14 protein-coding genes are annotated in these 17,424 nt (G+C 69.4%); 4 read left to right on the top strand and 10 right to left on the bottom strand.

Features of this window, described 5'->3' with window-relative positions; translation table 11 throughout:
• Positions 1-21: 21 nt before the first annotated feature.
• The 3 genes from D7Y13_RS03230 to lspA (D7Y13_RS03220) form a co-directional block, all read right to left on the bottom strand.
• Positions 22-1,323 carry a prolipoprotein diacylglyceryl transferase gene (locus D7Y13_RS03230; protein WP_120582612.1) on the bottom strand — a complete coding sequence of 434 codons (1,302 nt, stop codon included), beginning with the start codon at positions 1,321-1,323 and terminating at the stop codon, positions 22-24.
• Positions 1,324-1,433: 110 nt separating this feature from the next.
• Positions 1,434-2,042 (bottom strand): signal peptidase II, encoded by a 609-nt coding sequence (gene lspA, locus D7Y13_RS03225; protein ID WP_120582613.1) that lies wholly within the window; start codon positions 2,040-2,042, stop codon positions 1,434-1,436.
• Between the two features lie 32 nt (positions 2,043-2,074).
• Complete coding sequence (lspA, locus tag D7Y13_RS03220; protein ID WP_120531582.1) at positions 2,075-2,707, bottom strand: signal peptidase II; 633 nt, start codon at positions 2,705-2,707, stop codon at positions 2,075-2,077.
• Between the two features lie 140 nt (positions 2,708-2,847).
• On the opposite strand from lspA (D7Y13_RS03220), the gene D7Y13_RS03215 reads away from it, so the two are divergent.
• Positions 2,848-3,201, top strand: coding sequence for a hypothetical protein (locus tag D7Y13_RS03215; RefSeq protein ID WP_120582614.1), 354 nt, complete (start codon positions 2,848-2,850; stop codon positions 3,199-3,201).
• A gap of 73 nt (positions 3,202-3,274) precedes the next feature.
• Here D7Y13_RS03215 and D7Y13_RS03210 read toward each other — a convergent pair whose 3' ends face one another.
• A complete protein-coding gene (locus tag D7Y13_RS03210; RefSeq protein ID WP_120582615.1) occupies positions 3,275-4,555 on the bottom strand; it encodes an endonuclease/exonuclease/phosphatase family protein in 1,281 nt (426 codons plus the stop codon).
• A gap of 255 nt (positions 4,556-4,810) precedes the next feature.
• Here D7Y13_RS03210 and D7Y13_RS03205 point away from each other — a divergent pair, with 255 nt between their 5' ends.
• Positions 4,811-5,572 carry a Mut7-C RNAse domain-containing protein gene (locus D7Y13_RS03205; RefSeq protein ID WP_120582616.1) on the top strand — a complete coding sequence of 254 codons (762 nt, stop codon included), beginning with the start codon at positions 4,811-4,813 and terminating at the stop codon, positions 5,570-5,572.
• Between the two features lies 1 nt (position 5,573).
• Here the strand turns inward: D7Y13_RS03205 and D7Y13_RS03200 are convergent, their stop codons facing one another.
• From D7Y13_RS03200 to D7Y13_RS03180, 5 genes are all read right to left on the bottom strand, one after another.
• Positions 5,574-6,716, bottom strand: coding sequence for a (2Fe-2S)-binding protein (locus tag D7Y13_RS03200; RefSeq protein ID WP_120582617.1), 1,143 nt, complete (start codon positions 6,714-6,716; stop codon positions 5,574-5,576).
• Positions 6,713-9,523 carry a xanthine dehydrogenase family protein molybdopterin-binding subunit gene (locus D7Y13_RS03195; RefSeq protein ID WP_120582618.1) on the bottom strand — a complete coding sequence of 937 codons (2,811 nt, stop codon included), beginning with the start codon at positions 9,521-9,523 and terminating at the stop codon, positions 6,713-6,715. Before D7Y13_RS03195 ends, D7Y13_RS03200 begins: the two co-directional genes overlap by 4 nt.
• A gap of 65 nt (positions 9,524-9,588) precedes the next feature.
• On the bottom strand, positions 9,589-12,483 hold the full coding sequence (ileS, locus tag D7Y13_RS03190; protein ID WP_120582619.1) for an isoleucine--tRNA ligase: 2,895 nt from the start codon (positions 12,481-12,483) through the stop codon (positions 9,589-9,591).
• Between the two features lie 89 nt (positions 12,484-12,572).
• The gene (locus tag D7Y13_RS03185) at positions 12,573-12,878 is read right to left on the bottom strand and encodes a hypothetical protein (protein ID WP_120531575.1); all 306 of its coding nucleotides are present in this window, start codon (positions 12,876-12,878) and stop codon (positions 12,573-12,575) included.
• A gap of 68 nt (positions 12,879-12,946) precedes the next feature.
• Positions 12,947-14,380 (bottom strand): sigma 54-interacting transcriptional regulator, encoded by a 1,434-nt coding sequence (locus D7Y13_RS03180; protein WP_199732682.1) that lies wholly within the window; start codon positions 14,378-14,380, stop codon positions 12,947-12,949.
• 77 nt (positions 14,381-14,457) lie between these two features.
• Here D7Y13_RS03180 and D7Y13_RS03175 point away from each other — a divergent pair, with 77 nt between their 5' ends.
• A complete protein-coding gene (locus tag D7Y13_RS03175) occupies positions 14,458-15,477 on the top strand; it encodes an ATP-grasp domain-containing protein (RefSeq protein WP_120582620.1) in 1,020 nt (339 codons plus the stop codon).
• Between the two features lie 203 nt (positions 15,478-15,680).
• Positions 15,681-16,352, top strand: a complete 672-nt coding sequence (locus tag D7Y13_RS03170; RefSeq protein WP_120531573.1) for a DsbA family oxidoreductase — start codon at positions 15,681-15,683, stop codon at positions 16,350-16,352.
• 61 nt (positions 16,353-16,413) lie between these two features.
• On the opposite strand, the gene D7Y13_RS03165 is transcribed toward D7Y13_RS03170, so the two are convergent.
• A complete protein-coding gene (locus D7Y13_RS03165) occupies positions 16,414-17,415 on the bottom strand; it encodes a hypothetical protein (protein WP_120582621.1) in 1,002 nt (333 codons plus the stop codon).
• Between the last annotated feature and the right edge of the window lie 9 nt (positions 17,416-17,424).

Here is a 17,424-nt window from a genome sequence, read left to right as displayed (position 1 = left end):
ACCCGGGGCCTGCTCGCAACCTCAGGCCGCCGACGGTGTCGGTCCCAGGCCAGCGGCCTCACCCACCGGTCGGTGGCGCGCCAGCAGGATGGCACCAAAGGTGAACATGCACAGGGAGATGAACTGGCTGGTGGACACGTTGTACCAGGCCTCCAGGGGCACGGCCGCCGCCAGCCCCTGGGCCCCCAGCGACTCCAGCAGGCCGTGCAGGGTGCCGCGCTCCACGTCGCCCCGGAACAGCTCCACCGTGGTGCGCAGGACGGCGTAGGCCATCAGCCAGAGGGCGAAGATGTGCCCATGGAAGCGGCGGAAGCGGCGCGCGTACAAGAGCGCCACGAAGAGCCCCAGCTGTCCCACCGACTCGAAGAGCTGCGTGGGGTACACCGGCAGCGTGGTGCCGTGCTGGGCCACCCAGTCGGAGATGCGCACCGCGCCCGGCGCCGCCTGGTGGAGCACCTGCCCGGTGGCCTCCACGACGAAGCGGTCATCCCCCGCCTGGGAGCCGTAGGCCAGGCTGGACGCGTGCCCCAGCCGGCCGAACAGGTCCTGGGCCACCCCGGCGCCGGGGAAGGTCACCCCGGTGTGGGAGTGGCTGCCCGCCATGTCGCCCCAGCAGCAGCCAGCGGAGAAGCACCCCAGGCGCCCCAGGCACTGGCCCAGCGACACGGTGGGGATGCACACATCCGCCAGCCGCAGGAAGTCCAGGTCGTACTTCCGGGCGAACAGGTACGCCGCCAGCCCCGCGCCGATGAGGCCGCCGTAGAACACCAGCCCGCCGCCCAGCGAGAACGCCTGCGTCCAGTCCTTCGCGTAGTCCTGCCAGTTCACCATCACGAACAGCACGCGGCTGCCCACGAGCCCGCCGACGAGCACCCAGAACGCCAGGTCCATCACCTGCTCGCGCTTCTTGGGGCCCTCCGTATCCACGAAGCCCCGGCCCGGTACCGCGGTGACCCGGCGCCACTCGTCCTGCGCCAGCCGCCCCGCCACCGCCACCGCGCAGCTGAACCCGGCGGCCAGGAGCACGCCGTAGGTGTGCAGCGGGATGCCCTCGCCCTTGCCGCCCGGGAAGGCGTCCGCGGGCAGCGCGTACATCAAGCCGAAGTACGCCAGCGCCAGCCCGATGGCGGCGAAGCCCCCCGCGCGCAGCAGCTTGTCCTGGAGCGACGCGGGCGCGGCCTTGTCCGTCTTCGCGTCCACCGGCCCCACCGCGCCCTGCCAGCCGTTGTAGGCGATGGAGGACACCACCCCCACCGCGACGGCGTACAGCAGGAGCTGCATCCAGAGGCTGGTGAAGGACAGGCGCAGGAGGACGGGGATCATGGGGACCTTGGCCGGGCGGCGAGAAGGCGAACCGCGCCCGGAAACGGCGGGGACAACCAGAGCGGCCGGGCGGGACATTCCCGCGCACCGGCCACGCACCACAGCAGGCGTCAGGCCTTGGCGGGCTCGGAGGAGGGCTTCTCCTTGCGGACGAAGGCGTCCACCACGAGCATGCCCACGCCGATGCAGATGGCCGCGTCCGCGACGTTGAACGACGGCCAGGCGGCCTTGTCGTACCAATGCGCTTCCAGGAAATCGATGACGAAGGCCCGGGCCACCCGGTCGATGTAGTTGCCCAGCGCGCCGCCCAGCACCAGCGGCAGGCCCCACAGCGCCCACTTCTCCGCGGGGTCCGTGCCGGTGAGCTTCCGGAAGTAGAAGAAGATGAGCAGCACCGCGCCCAGGCTCACCAGGTGGAAGAGCGGGCCGCGGACGTTGGGGGGCAGGTCGCGGAACATGCCCCACGCGGCGCCCGGGTTCTCCGCGTAGCGCAGGCGGAAGAAGTCATCCACCACCTCCACGTGCCTGCGCGGCTGGAAGTGCAGGCCGTAGCGGCCGGCCGCCTCCGCGGGCGAATACATCGCGCCCAGGCGCTGGCCCAGCGTGGTGGCCCCGTCGAAGCGGGTGGTGAGGTCCCGCACGACCAGGTACTTCGTCCACTGGTCCAGCACGATGACGCCCAGCGTGAGGGCGAGGAGGATGACGTATTTGCGCGGCACGGGGACGGCTTATACCAGCCCACCCCGGCCCGTCACGGCTGAGGGCTCTGGGGGGTGAGCGGCGGGGTGGAGACGGGCTCCGGCCGGCGCACCCACACGGAGTCCAGCAGCATCAGCGCCACGCCCACCACGATGGCCGCGTCCGCCACGTTGAACGTGGGCCAGCGCATGCCCGGCTGGTTGCGCCAGTGCCAGTCGATGAAGTCGATGACGTAGCCCCGGATGAGCCGGTCCACGAAGTTGCCCAGCGCGCCGCCGGTGATGAGCGCCAGCGCCAGCCGCACCGACTTCTGCGACGCCTCCGTGCGGCGGTACAGCACCAGGATGAACGCCAGCGCCGCCAGGCTCACCACGTGGAAGAACGCCTTGCGCGCGGTGTCCGGCAGGTTGGCGAACATGCCCCACGCCGCGCCCGGGTTCTCCACGTAGCGGAAGTGCCAGTAGTCCTCGATGAAGCGGTACGGCCGGGTGTTGCGCCGGAACTCGCCCTCCTTCGGAGGGTCGTTGTCCAGGTTCTGCTCGCTCAGGAAGCCGGACACGCGCGCCATGCCCTCGCGGCCATCCAGGGCTTCCGTCAGCCGGGACACGGCCAGGTACTTGGTCACCTGATCCGCCGCGAGCACGGCGAGGACCACGACGAGGAGGAGGCGGAGGGAGGCTTTCATGCGGTGTCCGACCTCTATCGCGCCCCCGGGAGCCCTGACAACCCGGGGCCCTCAAGGCGCCCGCCGGGCCGCCTGCCCGAACACTCCCGAACGCCGCGTCTTTCGGGCATGGTGCGCCCATGGCGCCTGTTGAGCCCGACGTGAAACCTTCCACTCCCGACATTGCCCCACCCGGAACCACCACGGCCCCGGCGACGAAGCCGTCGCTGATGGCGCGCTTCAAGGCGCTGATGGTGGATTACGGCCCGCTGGCCATCGCGGTGAACTACGTCATCTTCGGCCTGGTCATCGTGGGCTTCTGGGCGGCCATCCGTGCGGGCTTCCAGCCGGAGAGCACCGGGGCGCAAGCGGGCGCCTGGGGGGCGGCCTACGTCGCGTCGCAGGCGGTGAAGCCGTTGCGGCTGGCGGCGGTGTTCGTGCTCACGCCGCTCATTGCTCGCATCCCGCCGGTGGCGCGCTTCCTGGCGAAGAACAAGCACAAGTGGAGCTTCTGAAGCGCTTCTGAAGGCGAGGACCCCGGCCGGACACCGAAGGACTTCCGGTGCCCGGCCGTGTCGCGTCCGCCGGCTAGAAGTTGGGCGTGAGGAAGTCCTTCACCACGCCCATGTGCTGCATGTTGGAGGCGCCGCTGTCGCTGGACAGCGCCGGGTAGATCTCCGACAGCGGCGTGTAGACGCGGCTGTCGAGCACGAGCCCGTTGGCGAAGCTGCTGGCGCCAATCACGGTGGGCACGCGGTACTGGTACAGGTCGTTGTCCACGAGCACGTGGTCGTACGGCTTGCTGCGGCTCGCGTTGGTGCCGTCCTTGTTGTTCTTGTCCACCGGGTGCGGCCCCACGGTCGTCACCACCTGCTTGAAGGTGGTGAGGCAGGACTCGGAGCGGCTGTCGGTGTTGAAGTCGCCGCCGATGGTCAGGTAGTCGGACTCACGGACATTGTCCTTGATGAACTTCACCAGGTTGGTGGCCTCCGTGTTGCGGACGCCGGAGCCGCTGGTGAGCAGGTGGACGCTGACGGCCCAGAGGTCGTGCGGCCCCGGGATGTCGATGCGCGCCCAGGCGAAGTCGCGGTTGGACACCTGCGTGTCCTTCCACTCGCCGGACTCGATGATGGGGAAGCGGCTGATAATGCCGTTGGGGATCTGCGCGCCGGTCTCGCGGTAGTACGAGAAGCTCGGGCCGAAGGTCGTGTCGACCATCTCGCGGATGTCCGCCGTGGAGTTCGCCTTGTAGTTGAACTCCTGGATGAGCACGACGTCGGGCTTCACGCCCTGCATCAGCCGGATGCCGTGACCCTGGTCGTAGTCCTGGCCGTTACCGCTGGTGATGTTGGCCGCCATGATGCGGATCTTCGTGTAGCCAGCATCGGAGTCCGAACCACCGTCCGTGGTGCCCGCGTCGCCAGAGCCCGCGTCCGTGGTGCCAGCGTCCGTGGTGCCAGCGTCCCCGGAGCCCGCGTCGACCGTGGTGCCCGCGTCGACCGTGGTGCCCGCGTCGACCGTGGTGCCCGCGTCGACCGTGGTGCCAGCGTCGCTCTCGGAGCCCGCATCCACCGTGGTGCCCGCATCGACCGTGGTGCCCGCATCCACCGTGGTGCCAGCGTCGCTCTCGGAGCCCGCATCGGCGTCGGGGCCAGCGTCGATCGAGCGACCGCCGTCCTCTCCGCCGCCACCCGCATCGACCGTGCTGCTGCCGGCATCCGTCCCGGTCCCCGCGTCGTTCTGGGTTCCTGCATCCACCGAGGTCCCGGAGTCCGGAGGCCTCGTCGGCTCATCACCCGGACCGCAGGCGGTCGCCAGGGTCCCCACCGCCACGAGGGCGCGGAGAAACGGGGGGAGCTTCATCGACATACGGGAACCTGAATCCTTGCTTCCGAGGGGGACGAGGGGCTGGCCCGTCGGCTTCGGCGCGCCGACTGGCGCGTGATTATAGAAGTTTGCAGGGTGGCTGTCCCATGACCGCCCGTGAGGTTTTTGCTGCTCCTTTCGCAGAATCCGAGAGCCCCCATCCGCATGTATCTGCGGAAGGCTTGAATTCAAGGAAAGGCATCGCCACAACAGGCAACGACGCAGCGATACAACGCAGCGGGACGTGAGGAGTCCACGATGTCAGCACGGCAGCTCACGGTGCGTTTCCACGGCGCACTGAACGACTTCCTCGCGCCGGAGCGCCGGGGCGTGGCGTTCACGCATGCCCTGCAGGGTAGCCCTTCGGTGAAGGACCTCATCGAGTCATTGGGGCCGCCGCACCCGGAGGTGGACGTGGTGTTGGTGGACGGCGAAGCGGTGGGCTTCGAGCACCGGGCGCAACCGGACACGAGCCTCGTCGTCTACCCCGCACTCCAGGCGCCCGGTGTTCCCCCGGAGGCGCGCGTGGGACCGCCGCTCCCGGAGATGCCTCGCTTCGTGCTGGACGTGGGCCTGGGGCGGCTGTCGGGCTTCCTGCGGATGCTCGGCTTCGACACGCTGTGGCGCAACGACTTCGCGGATGATCATCTGGCGCGCCTGTCACGTCAGGAGTCGCGCGTGCTGCTCACGCGCGACCTGGGCGTGCTCAAGCGTTCGGAGGTGGAGCACGGCTACTTCCCGCGCGCCACGGATCCCGCGCACCAGTTGGTGGAGGTGGTGCGCCGCTACGCATTGACGTCGCGCATGCGGCCCTTCAGCCGCTGCATGGCCTGCAACGCGCCGCTGTCCACCGCCACGCCGGACGAGGTGCAGGGCCGCGTCCCCGAAGGCGTGGCCGGACGCCACTCCCACTTCCGCCAGTGTCCCGGCTGTCAGCGCGTCTTCTGGCCCGGCACCCACCACGACCGCATGCAGGCCCTGGTGGACACGCTGCGAAGGCTGGAAGCCGTCGGCACCTGAATCAGCGGCTCCGGGGGACCGTGGCCCACACTTCCGGGCCCCGGGGTTCGTTCTTCTCCAGCACCAGGTCGAAGGTGATCTCCACCGTGCGCGCTAGCCGGAGGAAGAACTCCTTGGCGAAGGAATCCACGGAAAGGCCCAGGTCCCGCATGTCGAGCGTCACCGGAGCGCGCGAGGTGATGCGCAGGCTGGTGCCCTCCAGCACCGTCACCACCGCATCCGCCGTCACCGGCAGCTTGATGCCGGCCGCACAGACGCGCCCCCGGATGTTCACCGGGATGGCCGTGCCGAAAGGCACCGCATCCAGTTGGTAGCGGCCGTCCAGCGTGTCCACCGAGTCCAGCGTGAAGTCCACGGACTCGAGGGTCTTGAAGAAGAACTTCCCCAGGTTGAAGTCGCGGACCGGCTCACCCGTGCGCACGGAGCGGGTCTTCGCGCTCACCTGCGCGGTGCAGGTGTCCAGGCGGAGCCACTCCTCGAACCGGATGGTCGCCTCCACCTCGTCCAGGAAGCCCACGAGCGCCTTCTCCTCCAGGTCGTTCGAGGACTGCTTGCGCACCCGGAAGGTGACGACCGAGCGCTGCGGCTCCGCTGGCCCCGGCGTCTCACAGGTGAGCCGCGGGTCCGCGAGGATGGTCTTCTTGATGGCCTCCGCGTACTTCACATACCCCGTGCAACGACAGACGTTCCCGGAGATGGCCTGACGGATGCGATTGTCCAGCTGGGCCACGGGGATGGGCCTGCGGGCCAGCTGATCCATCAGCACGTCGGCCGCCATCAGGAAGCCCGGGGTGGAGAACCCGCACTGGAAGGAATAGCACTCCAGGAACTCGCGCTGCAGCGGGTGGAGCTGCTCGCCCGGACCCGGGAGTCCCTCCACCGTCGTGAAGTGCAGCCCTTCGATGGAGTCCATGCGCGCGTAACACGCCAGCATGGCCATCTTGGGACTGCCGGGCGCCTTCTGCGCCACGACCTTGCAGGCCCCGCACGAGCCGATGCCACAGCTGAGCTTCGTGCCGGTGAGGTCGAGCTGTTCATGCAGCACGTCGACGAGCAGGTCCTCCCCCGACGCGACGACGGTCCTCGGGATGCCATTGATGTGGAGGGTGTATTCGCGCTCGGTACGCTTGAGGGACTCGGTCATGGCTTCAGCGCCTCCAACACGCGCGCCGGGGTGAAGGGCAGGACGCTCAGGCGTACTCCCGTGGCATGGGCGACCGCGTTCGCGATGGCCGGCATCACCGTGGTCATCACGGCCTCGGCGATCCCCTTCTTCCGGATGGGAGGGCCGGACTTCAGGATCTGCTGTCCTTGCGGAAGCGTCAGCAGCCGCAGCTGCACGCCCGAAGGAGGCATGTGCGTCGCCCGGGGGACCGGATAGCGGTGCAGGTTGAGCAGGCCGTCCACGCCGACGGGCGCCGGAGGGATGTTCTCGAACAGGGTCATCCCCAGGCCCATCGCGAAGCCACCGTCCACCTGACCTTCGAGGATCTTCTGGTGGTGGACCTCACCCGCGTCGAGCAGGGTGACGGCATCCACGACATCAATCACCCCGGAGCGGGTGTTCACCGTGACGGCGATGAGGTGCCCGGCCGACGCGTAGACGCTCCGGATGTGGTGCTTCGCGTCGTTCGCCACCCCGTCATAGGGCACGTCCACCCGGGTGACGTGCTGGTAGCCCGCCACGTCCTCGGCATCGCCTCCGTGGAGGACGGCGAGCCCGTCGATGTAGCGCAGCCGCGTCGTGCCCCCCAGGGTGTACTCCGAACAGGCGTACGCGTTGCGGTAGTAGGTGTGCACGATGGCGCCGGTGCACAGCCCCTCCTCCTTCGCCCGGGCGTGGGCCCTGGACGCAAGCTCCTCCATGGGAATGGGGCAACGGCCCGGAGCCACCAGCTTCCCATCCTCCCAGTGGGCGGTCTCCGGGACGTCACCCCAGATGGCCGCCGCGCACGGCTTCAGGCCGTGATCGAAGACGACCCGCGCGGCCTCCTCGACCGCGTGGATGTGGAAGAACGCCGTCACCGAAGCACTCATCGTGTTGTCCAGCTTCGGCGTGTTCCGCGGCTGGCCCGGGGCGTAGGCGCCCTTGGTCAGCCGGATGTGTTCGGAGTCGAAGCGGCCCAGCACGCCCATGACGACCCGGGACGCATCCCGGCCCAGCAGCGGTCGGGTGGCGATGGCGAGCGAGGTCTCACTGCCCTGCCCCATCTCGATGGCGGTGGAGCGCACCGTCACCTCGCCCGTCGGACCGATGCTGACCTCGGCGAAGACCGCGTCCTCGCTGGTGCCAATCGCTTGCATCGCGCAGGCGAACCCGACGCCGTACTTCACCAGCCCGTTGCCCCGGGCGGCGTACTCGGCCCGCTTCGCTTCCCGCCCGGTCCAGAGCGGCTCCTTCGCGGCCAGTGCGCAGAGATGCTCGGTGTCCAGATGGTGCCGCAGCTCGAAGCCCGTGATGTCGACGTCGTTCTGCTTGAGCAGCTTCTCGCGCCGGAACGCGATGGGATCCACGCCAACCGTGGTCGCGACCTCGTCGATCATGGACTCGATGGCGAAGGCCGCCTGCGGAATTCCGAAGCCGCGCATGGAGCCGGAGGGAGCGCCGTCCGTGCTGATGCCGTAACCGCTGATGGCGTTGTGCGTGAAGCGGTACGGCCCGGCGGCGTGGAGGGCACACAGCTGCACGACGGGCTTGGTGAGGTTCAGCACGCCGCCGCCGTCCATGGAGATGGTCGAGTCGAGCGAGTGGAGGACGTACCCGTCCTCCGGCTTCTCGGGGTCCTTGAGACCGTAGGCCAGCACGTTCTGGACCACGGCGGCGTGTCGCTTGATGCCGCTGAGGAACTGCTCGTACCGGTCAAAAGCCAGGCGCACGGGCCCGTCGCAGAAGAAGGCCGCCAGGGCCAGGTACATCGGGAAGGTGGCGAGGTCCCGTCCCCCGAAGCCCCCGCCAATCGCATAGGTCGTCAGCTCGACCCTGGGGGCCTCATCCTCGGGCCACAGGGCGGTGAGCGTCTCCACGCCTTCCCGGTCCTTGCGCGGAGACTGCGTCCCCGCCGCGATGCGCAGGACCCGCTTGCCTTCACCATCCCGGGTGAGAAAGGCGAGGCCCGTCTCCAGCTCCATGAACATCGGATCGATGCTCTGGCTGAAGAAGGTGCGGCGCAACACGGTCATCCCCTCCTCGGAGACGGACCGGCGGATGGCCTCGCGTGCCTTGTTCGCCTGGAGGTTGATGGCCCGCTTCGCGGGGTCCACGTCCGGCCCCAGCGCGTTGGGGTCGTGGTCCTTGTGCCCCTGGGAGGAGAATTCGAAGTCCTTCACCTGGCTGCGGATGAAGTGGGTGGCGCCGTAGATGGCCTCTTCCTTGGAGACCCTGGCGCCCAGCAGCGGATTGACGAGCCGCTGGATGTCCTGCTGCCACTCCACCCGCGAGCTGGCATCGAAGCGCAGCAGCGGGCTGCCTTCATGTCGGCTGGGGTCCCGGTTCCAGGTGGCGAACTTCCGCAGGTCGTGGCTCTTGCGGAACAGGAGGATGGCCACGGGCTGACCGATGTGGTCCGCGTAGCCGCCGGGCGGGGTCAGCCAGTACATCCCGAAGAAGTCGGGCGCCACGCTCTTGTCCCCCAGCGCCAACCCCTGGGCCGGGTGCACGACCGTCCGAGCCCCACCCCCACCGGGGGGCTTCTGCCTGTACGGCGCCGTGAAACCGCGCGCGTGGAGGTCCGCGGCCTGGAAGATCTCCGGCGGCTGGATCTCCAGCATCGCGAAGACCTCCGCCAGCCGCGCGTCATCCAGACCCAGATACTTGCGGTCCGCGGAGGTGACGCGAAGCAGGTAGGCGTGACGGCACTCCCCCTCCCAGCCCAGGTCTCGCGTGTTGAAGTCGCGTCCGTAGACCTTCTTGCCGCGGACCTTGTCTTCACGGTCACCAAGGAATGGGGGCATGTGGCCCCATGACCTAACACACCCAAAGTACGGGCATGCATCCCCTCAGGGTGAGACGTCTGTCTTCAGGACAACGCTTCCCGACACTTGAGGCACACCTCGTCGCCCTGCCCCACCGCCTCCGAATACACCCAGCAGCGCGGGCACTTCGTCCCCTGGGCCGGCAGCACCTCCACGGACAGGGACGCGCCGTCACCGAACGCCTGGGACACATCCAGCGCCGTCGCCGCGTCGGAGGCCGTCTGTGCCCATTCCACCTGGCTCACGATGAACAGCCCGGGCAGCTCCGACAGGTGCGCCTGGAGCAGCTCCGCCACCGGGCCAGTGGCCGACAGCACCACGCGAGCCTCCAGGGACGCACCGATGCGCTTGTCCCGCCGCGCCACCTCCAGCACGCCCTGCACCGCGCTGCGCACCGCGAAGAGCTTCGCGTACCGCTCCGCCAGGCCGGGCGCCATCGCGCCCTTCGGCTCCGGGAAGCCCGCCAGGAACACGCTCTCCGTGTGCTCACCCGGCAGGTGCTGCCACGCCTCCTCCGCCGTGAAGCTCATCACCGGCGCGAGCAGCGGCAGCAGCACGGTGACGACCTCATGCAGCACCGTCTGCGCCCCCCGGCGCGCGGGCCCGTCCGCCTTCGCCGTGTAGAGCCGGTCCTTCAGGATGTCGAAGTACACGGCGGACAAGTCGTTGGCGCAGAAGTCCACCACCGTCGCGTAGACGAGGTGGAACTCGTAGTCCTCATAGGCCTGCCGCACCCGGGTCACCACCTGCGACAGCCGCCCGCGCGCCCACTGGTCCAGCGGCGACAGCGCCTCCGCCGGCACCGCGTCCTTCGCCGGGTTGAAGTCGTGCAGGTTGCCCAGCGCGTAGCGCAGCGTGTTGCGGATCTTCCGGTAGCCCTCCGACAGCCCCTTGAGGATGGCATCCGACAGGCGCACGTCGTTGCGGTAGTCGCTGGCCGCCACCCACAGCCGCAGCACCTCCGCGCCGTATTGCTGGATGACCTTGTCCGGCGCCACCGTGTTGCCCCGGCTCTTGGACATCTTCTCGCCGTGGCCATCCACCACGAAGCCGTGCGTGAGACACGCCTTGTAGGGCGCCACGTCGCGCGCGCCCACCGACACCAGCAGCGAGGAATGAAACCAGCCCCGGTGCTGGTCGCTCCCCTCCAGGAACAGGTCCGCCGGCACGCGCTGCCGCTTCTCCAGCACCGCGGAGGCCATGCACGCGGAGTCGAACCACACGTCCAGGATGTCCGTCTCGCGGTGGAAGTCTCCCGTGCCGCAGCGGGGGCAGCGGAAGTCCTCCCCGAGGAAGGCCTTCACCGGCGTGCGGTACCACACGCCCGCGCCTTCCTTCTCCACCGCCGCCGCCACGCGCTCCATCACCTCCGGAGACACCACCGCGTCGTCACACCCGTCGCAGTACGCGATGGGGATGGGCACGCCCCAGCTGCGCTGCCGGCTGATGCACCAGTCCGGCCGGCCCTCCAACATGCCCCGGATGCGCGACTGGCCCCACGACGGCACCCAGCGCACCTTGTCCACCTGCTCCAGCACCGCCTGACGGAACGTCTGCGTGCCGTGGAAGGCCGCGTCCATCGGGATGAACCACTGGTAGGTCGCGCTCTGGATGACGGGCTGGTGGCAGCGCCAGCAGTGCGGATAGCTGTGCGTGACGGTGTCTGACTTGTCATTGAGCAGCGCGCCCCGCTGCACCAGCAGGTCCAGCACGACAGGGTTGGCCTCGAAGACGCGCCGGCCCGCGAGCGCCTCGCCCACCGTGTCGTCGTAGCGGCCGTCCGCGCGCACCGGGTTGTAGATGTCCAGCCCGTACGCGAGCCCCACCTCGTAGTCCTCCTGCCCGTGGCCCGGCGCCGTGTGCACCAGCCCCGTGCCCGCATCCAGGGTGACGTGGCCGCCCAGCAGCACGCGCCCCTGCCGCTCCAGGAACGGGTGCTGGTACGTCACGTGCTCCAGGTCCTCGCCCGTCGCGTACGCGAGGATGCGCGAGGGGTCCACCAGCGCCGGGGACGACACCTCCCCGGTGGGAAGCTGCACGTGCTTCACCGCCAGCTCGTCCGCCTTCACCTCCGCCAGCACCTTCGCCAGCAGGTCCTTGGCCACGCACAGGACGCGGTCCTCCAGCCGGTAGAAGACGTATTCGAACGTGGGGTTCACCGCGATGGCCAGGTTCGCCGGCAGCGTCCAGGGCGTGGTGGTCCAGATGACGAAGGACACGCGCTGGCCGCGCAGCTGCGGCAGCCGCTCACCGAGCGAAGCCCCCGCGTCGAAGGCCACGTACACGGACGGAGAGGTGTGCTCCGCGTACTCCACCTCCGCCTCCGCGAGCGCCGTCTGGTCCTGGAGGCACCACGCCACCGGCTTCTTGCGGCGGTACAACATGCCCCGGCGCGCGAACGTGGCCAGCTCCCGCACCTCCTGCGCCTCGTAGGTGAAGTCGAGCGTCTTGTAGGGCGCGTCCCACGAGCCGAAGACGCCCAGCCGCTGGAACTCCGCCTTCTGGATGTCCACGAACTCCAGCGCGTACTCGCGGCAGCGCTCCAGGAGCGCGTCGCGCGACAGCGTGCGCTTGTCCAGCTTCTGTTCCTTCAGCCGCTTCTCCACCGCCTGTTCGATGGGGAGGCCATGCGTGTCCCAACCGGGGATGAAGTCACACGGGCGTCCGGAGAGGTTCCGGTACTTCACCACGATGTCCTTCAACACCTTGTTGAGCGCGTGCCCGGCGTGCAGGTGGCCATTGGCGTACGGGGGCCCGTCCGCCAGCACGAAGGGCTCACGGCCCGCGTTCTTCTCCAACAATTGCTTCCACACCCCGCGCTCCGCCCACCACGAGAGCAGGCGCGGTTCGAGCTGCGACAGGTTCCCCTTCATGGGGAACTCCGTGCGCGGCAGGTGGACGGTGGCGTCGAGGTCCTTGCGGGAGGGGGCGTCGCTCATGGCTCAGCGGCCGTAACACCCTCCCGCCAGGGCTTCAATCCGGACGGCCCGGGGCCGGACGCTCGCGGCGCCCCGCCCCCTGCCCTGCGTCACTCGTCGTGGTGATCCTCGTCGCCGTCGTGCCCGGTGTGCGCCGGCTTGGCCTTGGGGCCGCCCTTGGGGCACTTCTTGTTGCACTTGGCCATCGCGGTCTTCATCTTCACCGCGCAGCGCTGCATGCAGGCCTGGTTGTCCGACGTCGCCTTCGCGGACGCATGGCCCGGCTTCGGACAGGCGAGGGTGCACGACTGCATCTGCCCCCCCACCGACTGGTTGCAGTTCGTCTGACACTGGTTGGGCGCGCCGGCGAAAGCCGGAGGGGCCAGCAAGGCGACGCCCAGGGTCAGTGCTCCCATCCAGCCACGCACAGCGGTTCGGGTCTTCATGGTCATGATGATGTCCGACGCAGGGCGGGAACTCTACTTCAGCGCGGTTTCAGGCCCTTGGCGTCCAGTTGGTACTTCTTCACCAGCCGCTCGATGGACTTGCGGTGCAGGCCGCTCTCCCGGGCCGCGCGGGACAGGTTGCCCTCGCAGCGGGTGAGGACGCTGGTGACGTACTCCCGCTCGAAGTTCTCCAGCAGCTGCTCCTTGGCGTCCTTGAAGGCCAGGTGCTCGTTGAAGGGCAGCGGCCCCTCGCGGGCCTGGCCCCGGACGCGCGGGGGCAGGTGGGAGGGCAATATCTCCTCGCCCTCGGAGAACGTCAGCACGTGGGACAGGACGTTCATCAGTTCGCGCACGTTGCCGGGCCACGCGTAGGCCATCAGCAGGCCCAGGGCCTCCGCGGAGAAGCGCTTGCGGCCGTGCTTGTCCACCACCTCCGGCTCCGCCAGGGCCTGCTTCAGGATGAGCGGGATGTCGTCGCGGCGCTGGCGCAGGGGCGGCAGCTGGATGTTGATGACGGACAGGCGGAAGTAGAGGTCCTCGCGGAAGTTGCCCGCGGCGATCTCCTTCACGAGGTCGCGGTGCGTCGCCGCGATGACGCGGACGTCCACCTCGATGACGTCGTTGCCGCCCACCCGGCGCACCTCGCGGTTCTCCAGCACGCGCAGCAGCTTGGGTTGCAGGTCCAGGCGCAGCTCGCCCAGCTCGTCCAGGAAGATGGTGCCGCCCTGCGCGCGCTCGAAGGCGCCGGGGCGGCCGGACGTCGCGCCGGTGAAGGCGCCCTTCTCATGGCCGAACAGCTCGCTCTCGATGAGGTTGGGCGGGATGGCGCCGCAGTCCAGCACCACCATGGGGCCCTTCTTGCGGCCGGACAGCTCATGGATGGCGCTGGAGACCAGCTCCTTCCCGGTGCCCGTCTCCCCCTGGATGATGACGGACACGTCCATGGGCGCGATGCGCTTGATGAGCCCGAACACCTGCCGCATCTTCACGCTCTGGCCCACCATGCCGCACAGCTCGCCCTCGCGGTCGGGCTCCACCGCCACCTCCTCCTCCAGCGGCGCGAAGGTGATGACGGAGGAGCCGGCGCGGATCTGCGAACCCGGGGACAGGTAGGCCCGTTCAATGCGCCGGCCGTCCAGGAAGGTGCCGTTGGTGGAGTTCAGGTCCACCAGCAGGTAGCCGCGCTCGGTGTACTGGACCTCGAAGTGGTGGCGGCTCGCCGTGCGGTCCTCCACCAGCACCAGGTCGTTGCCCGGGTGGGCGCCGCAGCGAAGCCGCTCCTTGTCGCTGGCCATGGAGCGCCCGGTGTCCGGCCCCGCCGTCACCAGCAGCCGGCACTTGTGCAGCTTCACGCTGGCGCGCGGATCCACCACCTGCGTCTCCCCGAGCAGGGAGGACTGGGACGCCAGTTCGAGTCCCACGTCGCCTGGATTCGTGTGGATGTCGTCGGGATGCGGGTTGGAGGCGGTCATCAGTGAACGCGAGGATAGCAAAGGGAGCCCACGCACCATGCCTGACGGCCCGTGCGTGCTAGTGTCCCGCGCCCCGCATGCCCCCCCGAAAAGTGAAGCCGAAGAAGGCGCCCGTCCCGCCTGGAGCGCAGGCACCCGAGCGTGGCGACGCACCGCGCCCACGCCGCCCCCGCGCCAAGAAGACCGTGGCCATCCTGTCCCGCAAGCGCTCGCTGTACTCGACGCGCCGGCTGGTGGAGGCCATCAAGGCGCGCGGGCACCGGGCGCTCGTCTTCGACACGCTGCGCTGCTGCCTGATGCTGGCCCAGGGCCGCCCGCGCATGACGTACCGCGGTGCGGAGGTGAAGGGCGTGGACGTGGTGATTCCCCGCATTGGCGCGTCCATCACCGCCTACGGCCTGGCGGTGGTGAACCACTTCGAGATGATGGACGTGCCGGTGCTCAACCCCCCCACCTCCATCGCGCGCAGCCGCGACAAGCTGCGCGCGCTCCAGTTCCTGGCCCGCGCGGGCCTGGACATGCCCAGGACGGTGATGGCGCATGACCGCGGCAACGTGCGCAAGCTGGTGCAGGAGGTGGGTGGCCTGCCCGTCATCATCAAGCTGATCAAGGGCACCCAGGGCGTGGGCGTGATGATCGCCCACACGCTGCCGGAGGTGCAGACCATCCTCGACACCTTCTGGGACCTGGGCCAGGAAATCGTGCTGCAGGAGTTCGTCGCGGAGAGCGAAGGCCGCGACGTGCGCGCGCTGGTGGTGGGCGACACGGTGGTGGGCGCCATGCGCCGCAAGGCGAAGAAGGGCGAGTTCCGCTCCAACATCCACCGGGGCGGCGAGGGCCGCGCCATCGTGCTGCCCCCGGACTACATGGAGGCCGCGGTGAAGGCCGCGCGCATCATCGGGCTGGAGGTCGCGGGCGTGGACATGCTGGAGGGCCGGCATGGGCCGCGCCTGATGGAGATCAACTCCAGCCCCGGCTTCGAGGGCCTGGAGGGCGCCACCGGTCAGGACATCGCCGGGACCATCGTCGAACACGCGTTGGTGTACGCGGGGACCCGGGGCAGTGCGCTCGTCGCGCGCGCGGGGCGTGCTCCCTAGCGGGGAGGGCCTGCTAATGGTGTGACAGCAGGCACGCGAGCAGTGGATGGGTGCCTGCCCGCCTGCTTCACGGCGTGCGTGCGAGGCCTCACGGTGCGCACGGTGCCTTGCATGCTCCACAGGAATACGGGAATGCCAACCGGCGCGGATTGTCGGGGGGTGTTGGCAGCGACGGGGATGCGCCTCTAATCTGGCAACCCCCGATGAAAACGCTGCACAAGCCGCTGCAGATCACCGTCTACCAGGATGTGTTGTGCTCCTGGTGCTACCTCGCCGACCTGCGGTTGGACGTGCTTCGCCAGGAGTTTGGCGAAGCCGTCCGCTGGAGCGTGCGACCCTACCCGCTGCGGCTGCACGACGTGCTGCCCACGGAGCGCGAAGTGCGCGGATTGGTGGAAGAGGTGAAGCGCGCCCAGCGCGAAGCCGAACCCACCGCCGCGCTGCTCTCCACGGACCTGTGGCTGGGGGGTGACCCTCCCCGCTCCAGCGTGCCGGCCCTGGCGGCGCTCGAAGCCGCGCGATTGCAGGGTCCGCAGGCGCGGGCCTTCCTCGCGCGGTCCATGCAACGCGCGGCGCTGGAACAGGGCGTCAACGTGTCGCGCTCGGACGTGGTGTTCGAGCTGGCATCGCGCGTGGGCCTGTCCATGAACCAGTTCTCCGCGGCCTTCCGGTCGGAAGAGACGCGCCGGCTCATCCACGACGAGCACCGGCTGGCCAACAGCCGCGGCGTGAGGGGCGTCCCCACGCTGGTCATCGGCGGCCGGTGGATGCTGTGCGGCCTGCGCGAGCTCACCGAGTACCGCGAGCACATCCTCGCGTGCCTGGGCAAGGTGACCCTGCCGCGCTCCGGCTCCGCCGAGCGGCTGGTGCACTGATCCTCCCCCCACGGCGCGCCTTCGCTTCCTGGCGAAGGCGCGCGGTGGAGACGAAAGGACGTCAGCCGTGCAGCGGGCCCGCGACCTCGTCCGAACGGGGGCGCAGCGCCAGATACATGCCCGAGATGAGCAGCTGGGCCAGCGCCATGGCGGGGATCAGCCCCACGCAGCAGGCGAAGAAGCCCGCCAGGGCGATGGCGCCCACGAGGAAGCCCACGCCCACCATGGCCAGGCGCTGGCCCCGGGCGTACTCCCAGCAGCGACGCAAGAGCTGCAGCGGGCCCGGCGGCACGTCCTCGTACGCGAGCTCCGGCTGGACGAAGTACAGCGGGAGCGTCACGTAGATGAAAGGGATGAGCAGCACCGCGGAGACACCGCCCATCACCGCCAGCACGGGCGCCACGGCGTCCCAGCGCTCGGCGGACGACATGTCCGCCGCGTTCGCGTTCCACGGCATGGCATCCGCGAAGCCCGCGCCCATGGCCACCAGGAACCCCAGGGCGCCCAGGATGAGCAGCGGCACCACGATGATGGCGAAGACGACGAGCATCGTCAGCAGGTAGGGCCCCACCTTGTGCATCTGGCTGAAGAGGCGCGCCACGTCCGCGCGCCCTCCCTGCAGCACGTCGAAGCACACGCGCAGGAGGCCCAGCTGCACCAGCCCCTGCACCACCAGCTGCGCCAGGAAGCCCACCAGGCTCAACACGACGGCCAGCACGGTGCTGTCCAGCGCGCTGCCGATGCCCTGGCCCAGGGTCACCAGCAGCTGCGAGCCGAAGGACACGCCGAAGCTGATCAACACCGCCAGCGACAACATGCCCCACTCGCGCTGGAAGATGGGCCAGCACACCTCCCACAGCCCGCCAAGGGTCCAGTTGTCCCGGTTCAGGGGGAACTCCGCGCCGAAGCGCGCCCGGCACGTGGGACAGCGCGGGGAGGTTCCGCCCTGGCTGCACGTGTCGCACATGAAGTTGCCGCACCGCGCGCAGGTGCCCGTGGCGACCTGTTCGGGGTGCAGCGCGCAGGACGCCCCCGCCTCCCGTCCGAAATCCATGTCCGACATCCGTGTGTC

This window comes from Corallococcus praedator (assembly GCF_003612125.1).
Classification (GTDB): domain Bacteria; phylum Myxococcota; class Myxococcia; order Myxococcales; family Myxococcaceae; genus Corallococcus; species Corallococcus praedator.
Note: the sequence above shows the minus strand (reverse complement) of the source record. Positions and strands in the feature narration are given on the sequence as shown.

Excerpts from the sequence above, each read along its gene's own strand:
- D7Y13_RS03180 (WP_199732682.1), bottom strand. The coding sequence starts at position 14,380 with ATGACCGCCTCCAACCCGCATCCCGACGACATCCACACGAATCCAGGC.
- D7Y13_RS03165 (WP_120582621.1), bottom strand. The coding sequence starts at position 17,415 with ATGTCGGACATGGATTTCGGACGGGAGGCGGGGGCGTCCTGCGCGCTG.
- D7Y13_RS03175 (WP_120582620.1), top strand. The coding sequence starts at position 14,458 with ATGCCCCCCCGAAAAGTGAAGCCGAAGAAGGCGCCCGTCCCGCCTGGA.
- D7Y13_RS03205 (WP_120582616.1), top strand. The coding sequence starts at position 4,811 with ATGTCAGCACGGCAGCTCACGGTGCGTTTCCACGGCGCACTGAACGAC.
- D7Y13_RS03195 (WP_120582618.1), bottom strand. The coding sequence starts at position 9,523 with ATGCCCCCATTCCTTGGTGACCGTGAAGACAAGGTCCGCGGCAAGAAG.
- D7Y13_RS03230 (WP_120582612.1), bottom strand. The coding sequence starts at position 1,323 with ATGATCCCCGTCCTCCTGCGCCTGTCCTTCACCAGCCTCTGGATGCAG.
- D7Y13_RS03170 (WP_120531573.1), top strand. The coding sequence starts at position 15,681 with ATGAAAACGCTGCACAAGCCGCTGCAGATCACCGTCTACCAGGATGTG.
- D7Y13_RS03200 (WP_120582617.1), bottom strand. The coding sequence starts at position 6,716 with ATGACCGAGTCCCTCAAGCGTACCGAGCGCGAATACACCCTCCACATC.
- lspA (WP_120531582.1), bottom strand. The coding sequence starts at position 2,707 with ATGAAAGCCTCCCTCCGCCTCCTCCTCGTCGTGGTCCTCGCCGTGCTC.
- D7Y13_RS03185 (WP_120531575.1), bottom strand. The coding sequence starts at position 12,878 with ATGGGAGCACTGACCCTGGGCGTCGCCTTGCTGGCCCCTCCGGCTTTC.
- D7Y13_RS03210 (WP_120582615.1), bottom strand. The coding sequence starts at position 4,555 with ATGTCGATGAAGCTCCCCCCGTTTCTCCGCGCCCTCGTGGCGGTGGGG.
- ileS (WP_120582619.1), bottom strand. The coding sequence starts at position 12,483 with ATGAGCGACGCCCCCTCCCGCAAGGACCTCGACGCCACCGTCCACCTG.